Source organism: Saccharothrix hoggarensis (genome assembly GCF_052936025.1).
The window spans coordinates 6765525-6779606 of record NZ_CP193624.1; the positions used below are offsets into that span (position 1 = coordinate 6765525).

At 73.0% G+C, this 14082-nt stretch carries 13 protein-coding genes; 4 read left to right on the forward strand and 9 right to left on the reverse strand.

Annotated features, from left to right (window positions below; translation table 11 throughout):
* Window positions 1–227: 227 nt before the first annotated feature.
* The gene (locus tag ACRAKH_RS30660; RefSeq protein WP_380726114.1) at window positions 228–1298 is read left to right on the forward strand and encodes a VanZ family protein; all 1071 of its coding nucleotides are present in this window, start codon (window positions 228–230) and stop codon (window positions 1296–1298) included.
* Window positions 1299–1353: 55 nt separating this feature from the next.
* Here ACRAKH_RS30660 and ACRAKH_RS30665 read toward each other — a convergent pair whose 3' ends face one another.
* From ACRAKH_RS30665 to ACRAKH_RS30700, 8 genes are all read right to left on the reverse strand, one after another.
* Window positions 1354–3021 carry a glucuronyl esterase domain-containing protein gene (locus ACRAKH_RS30665; RefSeq protein WP_380726112.1) on the reverse strand — a complete coding sequence of 556 codons (1668 nt, stop codon included), beginning with the start codon at window positions 3019–3021 and terminating at the stop codon, window positions 1354–1356.
* Between the two features lie 272 nt (window positions 3022–3293).
* Window positions 3294–4457, reverse strand: a complete 1164-nt coding sequence (locus ACRAKH_RS30670; protein ID WP_380726110.1) for an acyl-CoA dehydrogenase — start codon at window positions 4455–4457, stop codon at window positions 3294–3296.
* A 52-nt stretch (window positions 4458–4509) separates the two neighbouring features.
* Window positions 4510–5031 (reverse strand): 5-(carboxyamino)imidazole ribonucleotide mutase, encoded by a 522-nt coding sequence (gene purE / locus ACRAKH_RS30675; RefSeq protein ID WP_380726108.1) that lies wholly within the window; start codon window positions 5029–5031, stop codon window positions 4510–4512.
* On the reverse strand, window positions 5028–6224 hold the full coding sequence (locus ACRAKH_RS30680; RefSeq protein ID WP_380726106.1) for a 5-(carboxyamino)imidazole ribonucleotide synthase: 1197 nt from the start codon (window positions 6222–6224) through the stop codon (window positions 5028–5030). Before ACRAKH_RS30680 ends, purE begins: the two co-directional genes overlap by 4 nt.
* Before the next feature lie 132 nt (window positions 6225–6356).
* Window positions 6357–7361, reverse strand: a complete 1005-nt coding sequence (locus tag ACRAKH_RS30685; protein WP_380726104.1) for a hypothetical protein — start codon at window positions 7359–7361, stop codon at window positions 6357–6359.
* Window positions 7358–8230, reverse strand: a complete 873-nt coding sequence (locus ACRAKH_RS30690; protein ID WP_380726102.1) for an ATP-binding cassette domain-containing protein — start codon at window positions 8228–8230, stop codon at window positions 7358–7360. Before ACRAKH_RS30690 ends, ACRAKH_RS30685 begins: the two co-directional genes overlap by 4 nt.
* Complete coding sequence (locus tag ACRAKH_RS30695; protein ID WP_380726100.1) at window positions 8227–8643, reverse strand: GntR family transcriptional regulator; 417 nt, start codon at window positions 8641–8643, stop codon at window positions 8227–8229. The genes ACRAKH_RS30690 and ACRAKH_RS30695 overlap by 4 nt, the downstream gene beginning before the upstream one ends.
* Before the next feature lie 187 nt (window positions 8644–8830).
* Window positions 8831–9637 (reverse strand): GGDEF domain-containing protein, encoded by an 807-nt coding sequence (locus tag ACRAKH_RS30700; protein ID WP_380726098.1) that lies wholly within the window; start codon window positions 9635–9637, stop codon window positions 8831–8833.
* 150 nt (window positions 9638–9787) lie between these two features.
* Here ACRAKH_RS30700 and ACRAKH_RS30705 point away from each other — a divergent pair, with 150 nt between their 5' ends.
* Genes ACRAKH_RS30705 through ACRAKH_RS30715 form a run of 3 tightly spaced genes read left to right on the forward strand, consistent with a single transcriptional unit; the run spans window position 9788 to window position 13186 of the window.
* Window positions 9788–12049 carry a sigma-70 family RNA polymerase sigma factor gene (locus tag ACRAKH_RS30705; protein WP_447009451.1) on the forward strand — a complete coding sequence of 754 codons (2262 nt, stop codon included), beginning with the start codon at window positions 9788–9790 and terminating at the stop codon, window positions 12047–12049.
* 34 nt (window positions 12050–12083) lie between these two features.
* The gene (locus tag ACRAKH_RS30710) at window positions 12084–12599 is read left to right on the forward strand and encodes a GtrA family protein (RefSeq protein WP_380729697.1); all 516 of its coding nucleotides are present in this window, start codon (window positions 12084–12086) and stop codon (window positions 12597–12599) included.
* A gap of 35 nt (window positions 12600–12634) precedes the next feature.
* On the forward strand, window positions 12635–13186 hold the full coding sequence (locus tag ACRAKH_RS30715; protein WP_380729688.1) for a GtrA family protein: 552 nt from the start codon (window positions 12635–12637) through the stop codon (window positions 13184–13186).
* Window positions 13187–13279: 93 nt separating this feature from the next.
* Here ACRAKH_RS30715 and hisN read toward each other — a convergent pair whose 3' ends face one another.
* Window positions 13280–14044 (reverse strand): histidinol-phosphatase, encoded by a 765-nt coding sequence (gene hisN / locus ACRAKH_RS30720; RefSeq protein ID WP_447009452.1) that lies wholly within the window; start codon window positions 14042–14044, stop codon window positions 13280–13282.
* Between the last annotated feature and the right edge of the window lie 38 nt (window positions 14045–14082).

Below are 14082 nucleotides of genomic sequence, written 5' to 3' on the forward strand. Positions count from 1 at the left end.
GCCTGAGCGCGTGCGTGACGGCCGTCCGGAGACCAGCGGGGCACCACCCGACCTCCGGCCGAGCACCGCCTGAGCACCGCCCGACCGCGTCCGACCGCATCCGACGGCGTCCGACGGCGTCCGTTCGGCGGCAACGCGCACCGATCGGGTTTGGCGTTCACGCCAAGGGGTTATTGACCGGTTGACCTTCATCGCGAGCGCGCGGGACGTTGACCGGATCGGTGGACATGCTCAGTTCGTACGTTGAATCGGTCCGGGCCGGTTTCGGGGCGTTCGTCGGCGTGGGCGTGCTGGTCCTGCTGCCGCTGATCGCCTTGCACTACCACCGGTTCGGGCGCGTCGAGCCCCGCCGCGCCCTGGTCCTGTACGGGCTGCTGGCGTACGGCCTGGTGGCCTTGGCGCTGATCTTCCTGCCGTTCCCGTCGGCGCTGGTGTGCACCGGCGAGCAGATGGTGTCGACCACGCCGTTCCGCTGGATCACCGACATGCGCAACAACCTGTCGGCCAACGGGCGTTCCGGCGTGGTCGCCGTGGTCACGTCGACCGTGTTCCTCCAGCAGGCGTTCAACGTCGCCCTGTTCGTGCCGCTGGGCGTGGTGCTGCGGAAGTCGTACGGGCGCGGGCCGTTCGCGGTGGTCGCGATCGGGCTCGGCATCTCGCTGGCGGTCGAGGTGGTGCAGTTCTCCGGCAACCTGGGCGCGTACCCGTGCCCGTACCGCATCGCGGACGTCGACGACCTGATCTCCAACACCGCCGGTTCGCTGCTCGGCTGGATGATCGCGCCGGTCGCGCTGGTGGTGCCCGCGGTGCCGCACCCGGACGCGTCGACCGCCCCGCCGGGCACGGTGTCCGTGCCGCGCCGACTCCTCGGGCTGCTGATGGACGTGCTGGTGCTCGCGGTCGTCGCCCGGCTCGTCTTCGACGGCAACCGCTGGTGGGTGGTCGGCCTGGCGGTGGCGATCCGCGTCGTCGTGCCGTCGCTGACGGGCGGGCACGCGCTGGGCGGGTGGTTGCTGCGGTACCACGTCCGCCGTCCGGACGGCGCCCGCGCCAACCCGGCGCGGATCGCGCTGCGCGAACTCCTCGGCGTCACCGGCCTGATCGCCTACGTCGCCCTGGCTCCCGCCGACTGGTGGTTCGCCGTGGACATGTGCGTGCTGGCGCTCGTGGTCGTCGGCGCTTTCGTGGTGCCGGTCTTCCGCCGTGACCAGCGGGGCGTGCCGGACCTGGTCGCCGACACGCGCGCCGTGCGGACCGCGGAGCACGTCCCGGCCGCGCCGGCGGGCGTCGGCTCCTAGCCGCTTCGGCCTGGCGGCCCCGTCGCCGGGACCGCCAGGCCGGGTCGTCGCGGGACTACCTGGCGGCGCAGGCGGGGCTGATCCCCGACCCGGCGCCGGTGCCCTGGAAGCCGAATTCGGTCGACTGACCGGCGGCGATGGAGCCGTTGAAGCTGACGTTCGTGAACTGGACCGTGCCGGAGTTGCCGCTGCGGTTCGCGTTCCACGCGTTGGTGACGCTCGAACCCGCCGGGAGGGCCACGGTCACCGTCCAGCCGTTGACCGGCGCGGAGCCCGCGGTGACCCGGATCGTGGCGACGAACCCGCCCGTCCACTGGTTCACCGACGCCGACGCCGTGCAGCCGCCCGCGGGTGGCGTGGTCGTCGTCGTGGTGGTGGACGTCGTGGTCGACGTGGACGTGCTGGTCGAAGTGGACGTGGACGTCGTGGTCGTGGTCGTCGTGGTCGTCGTTCCGCCGGACAGGGTCGGCGTCTGCCAGTCCCGCCACTCGGCCAGGTTGCCGGCCTTGCGGCTGGAGATCCGGAACGTGCCCGCCGCGCTCCCCGTCTTCAGCAGGTGCTTCTGGATGTTCTGCTGCAACGGGGTCCGCCACTCGGTGCGGGACGCGCAGTGCGTGCCGTCCTGGACGTCGGACCAGTACGTGATGTTGTCGCCCGCGCCGAGCGCCTTGTAGACCTCCGCGCCCGCCAGCGCCGCCACGCTGCCCGACCGCGCACCCAGCCAGTCGACGTGCGGGTTCTCCATGATGAGCAGGCCGCGCGGCGCGACCATGCCGACCATCTGGTGCGTGTCGACGGGCAGCGAGTTCGGGTTGCCCGTGAACGAGCCGAACGCGTCACCCAGCCACGGCTGCTCGCCGTAGGCGCTGCTCAACGGCTGCGCGCCGCTCTCCCCGGCGACCGCGCGGAAGGCGGGCACACCGGCGCTGCCGGACTCGATCGGCATGGTCAACGCGACGCGCTGGTCGAACACGCCGCTCGCGAACGCGCCCTTGCCGTACCGGGAGCAGCCCGTCACGCCCATCGCGTCGGCCTTGAGGATCGTGCCGCCGGACTGCTCGACGACGTCGATGATCCGGCTGACGCCCCAGGCCCACGCCATGAGCAGGCCGGTGCTGCTGGACGAGCCGTAGATGCTGTAGAACGCGCCCTGCTTGTTGCCGCGGGCCGTGCCCTCGCGCCCGACCGCGATGGGGTCGTAGTTGATGACGGCCGCGCCGGCGGCCTTGATCGTGGCCGTGTCCGCGCCGAGCCCGCCCAGGACGACGACGGCGGGGAACGGCCCGGAACCGCTCGGCAGCTCGACCCTCGCGGAGAAGCTCGCGCTCCGGCCGTTCTCCGACACGTTCACGGTGATGGCGGAGCTCGTGACGGTGCCCGTGACGCTCGCGGGCTTCGCGGGCTTGTCGCCGTAGACGTACCGCTCCGCCAGCTCCCTGGTCTCGGCGCGCCGGCACCGCCAGTCCGACTTGGACGTGACGCGCGTGCCGTCGATCCTCTTGAACGGGTCGGGGAGCTTGGAGTTGGCGGGCGTGGAGCCGGGCAGCGCGACCCGGCAGTCGGCGCCGTCGTCCTCGACGCCCGCGGCGGCCGCGACGACGTCGGCGGCCGGTGCGGTGGTGGTCTTCGCTGCCGCCGTCATGGCGCCGGCGAGCGCAAGCCCCGCCACCGCCAGCACGACGACCGTTGATCGGCTCTGAGAGCGGCCCGAGCGGATGGTCACCAGGGCTCCTTCCGGGTGGTGGGTGGAGGCGGCGACGGTGATCCTGACCACAGTGGTCGGCGGCCTAAAGTTTCGATGACATGACCGAAACATGTCAATGCGCTGCAACCCCGGGTTTGAAGTCGTGGTCTCAGTTGGAGCCGAACGTCGCAGTCACCCACCTGAGCGCGCCTTGATCGGGTGATCGGGCCACGGCGCGAAAACGGCCCGGGCGCGGCCTGATCGAGTGATCAGACCGCGCCCGGGCCGTGAGGCGGAGAGGAGCGAAGGGCCTAGCCGTTGAGCAGGGCGCGGGACATGACGACGCGCTGGATCTGGTTCGTGCCCTCGTAGATCTGGGTGATCTTGGCGTCGCGCATCATGCGCTCCACCGGGAAGTCGCGCGTGTAGCCGGCGCCGCCGAACAGCTGCACGGCGTCCGTCGTCACCTCCATGGCCACGTCGGAGGCGAAGCACTTGGCCGCCGCCGTGATGAAGCCGATGTTCGGCTCGCCGCGCTCGGCCTTCGCCGCCGCCACGTACACCATGTGCCGGGCCGCCTCGATCTTCATCGCCATGTCGGCCAGCATGAACTGGACGCCCTGGAACTCGGAGATCGACTTCCCGAACTGCTTGCGGTCCTTGACGTAGGCGATGGCGGCTTCCAGGGCGCCCTGCGCGATGCCCACGGCCTGCGCGCCGATCGTGGGGCGCGTGTGGTCCAGCGTCCTCAGGGCCGTCTTCAGGCCGGTGCCGGGCTCGCCGATGATGCGGTCCTCGGGGATCGTGCAGTTCTCGAAGTGGATCTCACGGGTCGGGGAGCCCTTGATGCCGAGCTTGCGCTCCTTCGAACCCACGACGAAACCGGGGTCGTCCTTGTGCACCACGAACGCCGAGATGCCCTGCGACTTCTTCGGGGCGTCGGGGTCGGTCACGGCCATCACCGTGTACCAGGTGGACTCGCCGGCGTTGGTGATCCAGCACTTGGTGCCGTTCAGCACCCAGTGGTCGCCGTCGAGGCGCGCCCGCGTGCGCATGGACGCCGTGTCGGACCCGGCCTCGCGCTCGGACAGCGCGTAGGACGCCATGGCGTCGCCGGACGCGATGGACGGGAGCACCTGCCGCTTCAGCTCCTCCGACGCCGACAGCAGGATCGGCATCGTGCCCAGCTTGTTCACCGCGGGGATCAGGGACGACGACGCGCAGACGCGCGCCACCTCCTCGATCACGATGCACGTGGCCACCGAGTCGGCGCCCTGGCCGTCGTACTCCTCGGGCACGTGCACGGCCGCGAAACCCGACTTGACCAGCGCGTTCAACGCCTCGACCGGGAAGCGCTCGCGCTCGTCGACGTCCGCCGCGTGCGGTGCGATCTCCTTGTCCGCAAGCGACCGGACCGCCGACCGCAGCGCCTCGTGCTCCTCGGCGAGCTGGTAGGTACCGAAGCTCGGGTCCACGTTAAGTTACCTCCCGGTAGGGCGTCCTACCAGGATGTTAGCGCGCGTTCACTCACTTGTCCGCTGTGCCGTCCGCAACAGGCCGCAGCGCCACGTCGCGCAGCGCCGCGTCCTTCTCCAGCACCAGGTCCGCGAGCGACGCCTGGAACGCTTCCATCCGCTTGCGCAGGTCAGCGTCGGACGCCGCCAGCACGCGCACGGCCAGCAGCCCGGCGTTGCGCGCGCCGCCGACGGACACGGCCGCCACCGGCACACCCGCCGGCATCTGGACGATCGACAGCAGCGAGTCCATCCCATCGAGGTACTTCAGCGGGACCGGCACGCCGATCACCGGCAGCACCGTCGCGGACGCCACCATGCCCGGCAGGTGCGCCGCGCCGCCCGCGCCGGCGATGATCACCTGCAACCCGCGGGACGCCGCCGTCGCCGCGTAGTCCAGCATCCGCTGCGGCGTGCGGTGCGCCGAGTACACGCCGACCTCGTAGGTCACGTCGAACTCGGCCAGCGCCTCGGCCGCGGCCTTCATCACCGGCCAGTCCGAGTCGCTGCCCATGATCACGCCGACCTGCGTCACTGCTGCCCTCCGTGGATGTCGTACCCGTCCAGCCACACGCCGTCGGACAGCCAGTGCGCCGCGAGCCGCGCCCGCTGCCGCACCTCGTCCATCCGCTCACCGAGCAGCGTCACGTGACCGATCTTGCGCCCCGGCCGCTCCGCCTTGCCGTACAGGTGCACGTGGGCGTCGGGGAACCGGGCGAACAGGTGGTGCAGGCGCTCGTCGGGCCCCATCTCGGGCGCCGACGAGGCGCCCAGGACGTTCGCCATCACGACGGCGGGCGCGACGAGGTCCGTCGCGCCGAGCGGGTAGTCCAGCACGGCCCGCAGGTGCTGCTCGAACTGCGAGGTGCGGGCGCCCTCGATGGTCCAGTGGCCGGAGTTGTGGGGGCGCATGGCGAGCTCGTTGACGACCAGCCCGTCCGCCGTCTCGAACAGCTCCACGGCCAGCAGCCCGACCACGCCCAGCTCGGACGCGATCCGCAGCGCGAGTTCCTGGGCCTGCTCGGCGAGGTCGAGGTCCCCTTCCGGCGCCGGGGCCAGCACCTCGACGCAGATCCCGTCCTGCTGCACGGTCTGCACCAGCGGCCACGCCGCGCCCTGGCCGAACGGCGACCGCGCCACCAGCGCGGACAGCTCCCGGCGCATCGGCACGCACTGCTCGACCATCAACGGCGTGCCGGCCGCGAGCAGCTCGGGGACGACCCGCTGCGCGCTCTGCGGCGTGTTCAGCATCCACACGCCGCGGCCGTCGTAGCCGCCGCGCACGGCCTTCAGCACGCACGGCCACCCGTGCCGCGCGCCGAACGCCAGCACGTCGGCGGCGTCGAGCACGGCGGAGAACGGCGGCACGGGGGCGCCCAGCTCGGCCAGCCTCGCCCGCATGACCAGCTTGTCCTGCGCGTGCACGAGGGCGTCGGGGCCGGGGAAGACCTTCGCGCCGTCGGCGACCAGCGCGTGCAGGTGCTCCTGCGGCACGTGCTCGTGGTCGAACGTGACGACGTCGCACGACTTGGCGAACGCGCGCAACGCGTCGAGGTCGGTGTGCCTGCCCAGTTCGACGTCGCGCGCGACGAGCGCGGCGGGGTCGGACTCCGACTCGGCGAGGACCCGCAGTGACTGGCCGAGGGGGATGGCGGCCTGGTGCGTCATGCGGGCGAGCTGACCGCCGCCGATCATGCCGACGACGGGGAGACGAGTTCGGGAGTCCACGGTTTCGTGATCCTACCTGCACAAACAGCGTGGTTCGCACGGGACCGCCCGCCGCCGGTCCCGCGCGCTTCGCCGAAGCGCGCGGGACCTCTCGGCAGGACCGCCGCGGGTGGGACCGCGGCAGGCCCGGGGTCAGACGCGGCGCGCCCGGCGCACCCACACGAAGGCGAGCGCGAGCAGGCCGGCGGCGAGCACCAGGAAGATCCCGGTCTCGAACAGCTGGAACGGCAGCAGCCGCTCGGCCGGGTGGTAGTCCGTGTACCAGTGCACGATGCCGTGGTCCCGCATGCACTGCTCGATGTCCGCGTCGGAGCGGACGTCGCTGCACTCGCCGGTGAAGCGGACCTCGTTGCCGGCCGCGTCGGCGTAACCGCTCTCGACCCGCCACCTGCCGTCGGTGTCGCCCACCCAGGACAGCGAGCCGACGTGGTACGGCTCCAGGCTGCGCAGCGGGGTCTGGAAGTACGGCCGCCACACCGCCGCCACGATGCCGCGCACCAGGTAGAACCCGACGAGCGCGAGCCCCATCGCGGGCACCGTGCGGCGGGTGACGGCGCTGAGCGCGAGGCCCAGCGCGAAGCCGAACGCCGCGTAGGCGACCTGCACCTGGGGCACCGCCTCGAACTCCGCGTTCCCGAACGGCTGGAACGGGACGTACTCGTTCCGGACGGCGTTGACGCTGTTCATCATCTTGACCAGCGCCGTGCTCAGGCCCGCGGCCAGCGCCACGGCGGCCGCGCCGAGCAGCACGACCTTGCCGGTCAGCCAGCGGATCGGCGTGACGTCCTGGCTCCACACCACGAGGTGCGTGCGCTGCTCGTACTCGCGGGACAGCAGGGGCGCCGCCCAGAACGACGCGAACAGCCCGCCCAGCAGGACCGGCACGTTCACCAGGAACTGGCTGAGGCCGAGGTAGCGCCACTCGCCCAGCACCCGGTGGTCGGCGGTGCCGGTGGCGTCGACGTGCCACGCCATGCCCAGCGCCAGGGCGATCACGCCCCCGACGGCGACGGCCGTGCCGACGACCGTCCAGCGGTGCTGCCGCCAGGTGAGCCACAGCAGGTCCGCCCACCCGACGTGGGTGCGGGCGCGGGCCGGCGCGGCGGTCGTGACGGGGGTCGTGGTGGTGGCGGTCATGCCGCGCTCCCCTTCCTGGTGGCCTCCAACTGGGCCAGGACGTAGTCCTCCAGCGTGACCGGCCGCTCGGCCCACTGCCCGGCGACGACCGGCCGCGGCTGCCCCTCGGGCAGCTTGACCAGGAACGTCGACTGCGCGCCGCGGTGCCGTGCCTCCACGACCTCGCCCAACGCGGGCGGCACGTCGGAGCGCGGGCCGGTGTAGCTGACGTGCCTGGCCAGCAGCTCGTCCAGGTCGCCGCCGGCGAGCAGCCGGCCGTGCGCGAGGAGGAGCAGGTAGTCGGCCACGCCGGACAGCTCGGCGACGACGTGCGTGGACAGCAGCACCGTCATGCCGGTCTCGTCGACCTCGGTCAGCAGCTCGGCGGTGACCTCGCGGCGGGCCAGCGGGTCGAGGTTGGCCAGCGGCTCGTCCAGCATGAGCACGTCCGGCCGCGAGCCGATGGCCAGCGCGAACGCCACCTGGGCCTGTTGACCGCCGGACAGCTTGCCGCACGACCGGTCCAGCGGGATCTCGAAGCGCTCGAGCCAGCGGCGGGCGCGCGACTCGTCCCACACGACGTTCAGGCGGGAGCCCAGGCGCAGCACGTCGGCCGCGGAGAAGTGCCGGTAGACCGGCTTCTCCTGCGACACGAACGCCACCCGGCCCGCCGCGCCCGCCGACCCCTCGTCGGCGTCGAGGAGGCCCGCGAGGACGGTCATCAACGTCGTCTTGCCGGCGCCGTTCGCGCCGACCAGCGCCGCCACCCTGCCCGCGGGCAGGTCGAACGTGCACTCCCGCAGCGCCCACTTGCTCCGGTACCGCTTGCCCAGCGCCTGCGCGCGGACCGCGATGCCGGTGTCGGCGACCGCTTCGACCGCGGTGTTCACCGGACCCCCACCCCTTCCCCCACTGATGTCTGATCGCCGTCTCCGCCGGCGGCGAGCACCGACCGCACGAGCGCGTCGATGTCCTCGGTGTCCAGCCCGGCCTCGCGCGCCTCGCGGACCCACACGGCGAGGCGGGCGCGCAGGGCGGCCATGACCTCCGGGTCGGTCGAGCCGAGCCCGGCCTTGACGAACGTGCCCGAGCCCTGGCGTGCCTCCACCAGGCCGGACAGCTCCAGTTCGCGGTACGCCTTGAGCACGGTGTTCGCGTTCACCCCACTGGTCGCGACGACGTCGCGGACGGTCGGCAGCCGGTCACCCGGCCGCAGCCACCCGAGCCGCAGTGCCTCCCGGACCTGGCGGACCAGCTGGAGGTACGCGGGGAGGCCACTGGACCGGTCGATGCGGAACTCCACCCGGCGCCTCCAAAGTGTTCTACTCAACTAAGACACTAGGAGACCAGCACGCCGTCCGGGCTGTCAACTGTCGTGGTTCAGCCGAACGTGTGAGCGCGAGAAGAAGCCCGGTGCGCGGGGCGCACCGGGCTTCCGGGGGGAGGGGAGAGGGTGACGGGCGCCGGACAGGGGTTCGGCGACCGACGGGTCAGCGGCCCAGGCCCGCGATCAGCGCGACCGCGTCGGCCCAGGTCTCGGGCAGCTCCTCCAGCCACACCCGCACCGGCCCCGTGGGCGCGACGTGCGGGTCGACGGCCAACCGGTCGGCCGTGAGCACCCGGAGGTTGGCCACGGCCCGCACCAGGCGCTCGTCACGGCGCAGCAGCACGCACGCCACCGAGGGACCGACGGACGCCACGGTCTCCCCCGCGTCGAACACCTCCTTCAACGCGTCCGCCAGCAACGTCATCGCGACCACCCGCGACCACCCGGACGTGCGACTCAGGTCCAGCCCCACCAGCACCAGGACGTGATCCCGCCGGCCGGTCGCCCGCGCCTCCGCGTACACCTCGCGCAGCCGCGTCCGCAGGTACCCGGCGGTGGCCAGGCCGGTCAGCGGGTTGTCCGCCGCGCAGTCCCCCGCCCGCTTGCTCATCACGTCGCCCCAGCCCAGCGCGGTGGCCCGGAGCATCCGCGCCGGGATCGCGTCCACGCTCGCCGACACGATCCCGGTCGACCCCGGCGGCTCCGCCAGCACCGCGTGCAGCGCCGCGAGGTCCAGCAGCGTCTCCGCCAGCCCCGCGCCCGCCTCGGCCCGCGCGCCGCCCAGCCGGTACAGCTCGGCGCCCGCGTCGCCCCCGTCCACCACGGCCCGGCACACGTCGTCCACCTCGGCCAACGGCCAGTCCGCCGGGAACGCCCAGCCGGCGGCCATCGTGGCGTTGCGCCACCTCGACCGCAGCGCGCGCGACCCGTCAGCGCCGGAACGCCGTGCGACCGCTTCCCGAACACCCACCCGGATGCCTCCTCAGACTTTCGGATTCCGAACACGAGACGTGCTCGAAGCTCATCCATGACGGCATTCACTCCACCCAGTCGGGAGGTTCCACGTGACGGTGCGCGATCCCGTACGTCACACTGGCGCGGCGCGAGGAGGGGAAAACACGTGGCGACCGTTCCTGCTGACGTCCACGGACCGAGCGACGCGGAGCTGATCGATTCCGTGCGCGGCGGGACGATCGACGCCTACGGGCAGCTCTACGAACGTCACGTGTCCGCCGCGTACAACCTGGCCCGCCAGCTCGCGAGGTCGTCCGCCGAGGCCGACGACCTGGTCTCGGACGCCTTCGCGAAGGTCCTCGACACCCTGCGCGCGGGCCGCGGCCCGGACTCCGCGTTCCGCGCCTACCTGCTCACCGCGCTGCGCCACACCGCGTACGACAAGACCCGCCGGGACCGCAAGGTCGAACTCGCCGACGACGTGGCCGAGGTCGCGCCCGAGGCGACGAGCGTGCCGTTCAAGGACACCGCCGTGGCGGGCCTGGAGCGGTCGATGGCCGCCAAGGCGTTCGCCCGGCTGCCCGAGCGCTGGCAGACCGTGCTGTGGCACACCGAGATCGAGGGCCAGTCGCCCGCCGACGTCGCGCCCCTGCTCGGGCTGACCGCCAACGGCGTGTCGGCCCTGGCCTACCGGGCCCGCGAGGGCCTGAAGCAGGCGTACCTGCAGGTCCACCTGGCGGAGACGCAGAGCGAGCGGTGCCGCGCCACGGTCGACCGGCTCGGCGCGTGGACCCGCGGCGGCCTGTCGAAGCGGGAGACCACGCAGGTCGAGGCGCACCTGGACGAGTGCGGCGGCTGCCGCGCGCTGGCCGCCGAGCTGGCGGACGTCAACGGCGCGCTGCGCGGGATCATCGCCCCGCTGGTGCTGGGCGTCGGCGCGACCGGTTACCTGGCCGCCGCCGGCGCGGGCGCGGCGAAGGCCGTCACGGTCGCCGCCGCCGCGGGCACGGGTGGCGCTGCGGTCGGCGCCGTCACGTCCGCGCCCCGCCAGTTCCTGGGCGCCGCCGCGTCCGCCGCCGCGCTGGTCGTCGCGGTCGCGATCGGCCTGGCGTCCGGTGGCGAGCAGGAGGTGCCCGCCGCGCAGGCCGTGCCGGTGACGACGGCCCAGCCCGCGCCGGAGCAGCCCCAGCCGCCCGCGCCGGACCAGCCGCCACCGCCGGTTCCCGCGCCCGTCCCGTCTCCGGAGCCCGCGCCGGCTCCGACGCCGCAGCCCGCGCCCGCTCCGGCGCCCGCGCCCGAGGTCGTCCCCGCACCGGCGCCCGAGCCCGCGCCCGCGCCGCGGCCGACACCGCCGAATCTCGTGCCGACCGCTCCCGCCGGCTTCACGCTGACGCCCGGCGACGAGCCCGTCGAGCTGCCGGTCACCGTCCGCAACACGGGGGAGACGGCGTCCGAGCCGGTCAGCGCCGCGCTGGACCTGCCGCCCGGCGTCCGGTCCGTCGGGGCCGCGCCGACGTTCGCGGGCGCGCGCCTGGTCCGGTTCGACGGTGCTCCCGAGCAGTCCGTCACCTGCCCCGCCGGCAGCGGCACGGTGACGTGCACGACCTCGCGGGGCATCGCACCCGGCGGCACGGCCACGTTCGTGTTCCGCCTCCAGGCCGACCCGGACGCGCAGGGCGGTCGGATCACCGGCACGCTCAGCGCGGGCGTCTCGCTCAGCGTGTCGATCCAGGTCACGGTCGACGTGCGGCCGGTGCACGACGACCTGGAACTCCTGGTCCACAAGTGGCAGCACGGGTTCTGGGACCCGCGCCTCGACATCAGGGCCACCAACACCGGCGGCCGGGACGGTCACCTGCGGCTGGTCGTGGAGTCGAGCGAGCACGTCACGCTGGTCGCGCTGTGGCCCGGTTGTGACCGGTCGCGCCACCGCGTGGTGTGCGAGGTGCCGCTGGACCGCGGCGAGACGTTCCGCCTGCCGGTGTGGGCCCTCGGGTCGCCGCACCGCGACGGCGCGGTGAAGGTCAGCGCCACGCTCGGCGCCGCGGCCGAGAGCGTCGACCTGGTCCTGTCGCTGCGCCCGGGCGAGAGCGAGGGGCAGGCGCCGGAGCCGCCGGTCGGCCTGCCGATCGCGCCGGGTTCGACCACGCCGACGACCCCCGCGCCCACGACGCCCGGCCCGACGAGCACCGGGACGACGCCGACGACCGAATCCCGGACGTCCACGGCGCCGACCACGCCGCCGATGACGACCACCACCGTGCCGCCGACGACCACCACGCGGTCCACGCCGACACCGACGACGCCACCGCCGACCACCACCGCGCCGCCGACGACGCGGCCCGAGGACCCGTGCCCCCGGAAGCCGCCGGGCCAGCCCAGGTCACCGCACGACCGGGGTCCGGATCGTTGCCGAACCCCTTCGTAGTCGTTCGATCACCGCGCGGTAACCTGCCCCGGTGCTGCCACTCGTGCGCCGGGTACTGGGCCGACTGCCGGAACCGCTCCGGTTCCTGATCAACAAGCACCGCGAGCTGATCCGCTTCGCCGTCGTGGGCGGCACGACGTTCGTGATCGACAACGGCATCTGGTACGCGCTGAAGCTGACCGTCCTGCAGGACAAGGTGGTGACGGCCAAGGCCATCGCCGTCCTGGTCGCCGTCATCTCGTCGTACGTGCTGAGCCGCGAGTGGTCGTTCCACACCCGCGGCGGCCGTGAGCGGCACCACGAGGCCGCCCTGTTCTTCCTGGTCAGCGGCATCGGCATCGGCGTGAACCTGATGCCGCTCTACGTCTCGCGGCACGTCTTCGGGCTGCACTCCGAGATCGCCGACTTCGCCACCGGTTCCGTGATCGGGATGCTGGCGGCCACCGCGTTCAAGTTCTGGGCGATGCGCAAGTTCGTCTTCCCCGAGGCGGGCGTGCGGCCGTCCGTGCGATCGCTGCCGCTGCCCACGGAGCAACGCGAGGTCGCCTGAACTGGCGTTTCACGCGTTTTCCGTACACTGCCAGGGTGTCCGTAGTCGAAAACGTCGTCCTCCGCCTGCCCGAACCGCTGCGCTCGCTGGCCCTCAAGCACAGAGAGCTGCTCAAGTTCGCCCTGGTCGGCGGCACCTGCTTCGTGATCGACACGGCCATCTTCATCGGCCTGAAGACCACGGTGCTGAGCGAGAAGCCGGTGACGGCGAAGATCGTCGCGACCCTGGTCGCCACGATCGTGTCCTACGTGCTGAACCGCGAGTGGTCGTTCAAGACCCGCGGCGGGCGCGAGCGGCACCACGAGGCGGCGCTGTTCTTCCTCGTCAACGGGATCGGCATCGGCCTGAACTCCCTGCCGCTGTGGGTGTCGCGGTACCTGCTCGACCTCCAGGAGCCGCACCTCAGCCGGCTCGGCGAGGAGGTCGCCGACTTCGTCAGTGCCCAGATCATCGGCACCCTGATCGCGATGGCGTTCCGCTGGTACGGCTACAAGAAGTGGGTGTTCCCCGAGGCCGACTTCCGCCCGCGCCGCGTGACCAGGTCGTACGACCGGCCGACCGACGAGGAGCCCCTCGGCCGGCCCTGACGGCGGCCGACCGAACGCCGGTCCCGGCCCCTCCCCGGTCCCGGCCCGCGCCGGTCCCGACCCCGTCCCGTCCCGGCCGTGACGCCGGCGGCGTCAGCGGTTCTCGGCGAGCACCTTCAGCGCGGCCTCGTGCAGGTGCCCGTTGCTCGACAGCACGTTCCCGCCGTCGAACCGCGCCACGCCCGACAGGTCGCTGAACCGGCCACCGGCCTCGGTCACCAGCACCTGGAACGGCGCCACGTCCCACGGGTTGACGATCGGCTCCGCGGCCACGTCGATCGCGCCCTCCGCGACCAGGCAGTGCTGCCAGAAGTCGCCGAACGCCCGGTTCTCCCAGCACGCGTCGACCAGCGCCAGGTACGCCTCGCGCGAGTGGTATTCGCCCCACGTGCCCAAGTGCGTGGTGGACAGGTACGCGTCGGACAGGTCGCGCACGCCGGACACCGCGATCGCCCGCTCCCCCAACGCGTCCCGCGTGTGCGCGCCACCACCCGCGGATGCCCACCAGCGACGCCCCAGCGCGGGCGCGCTCACCACACCGACGACCGGCACGCCGTCCACGACCAGCGCGATCAACGTCGCCCACACCGGCACGCCGCGCAGGAAGTTCTTCGTGCCGTCGATCGGGTCGACCACCCACGCCCGCCCGGCGCCCGCCGTGCCGCCGCGCTCCTCGCCCGCCACCTGGTCGTCCGGGGCCTCCGCCGCGAGCACCGCTCGGATCGCGTCCTCGACGGCCACGTCGGCGTCCGTCACGGGCGTGCGGTCGGGCTTGCGCTCCACCACCAGGTCGCGCGCGCGGAACCGCGCGGTGGTGATCTTGTCGGCCTCGTCCGCCAAGCGGAGGGCCAGGGACAAATCTGCACGAAGGGCGGCCACGCACGGGATCGTGCCAC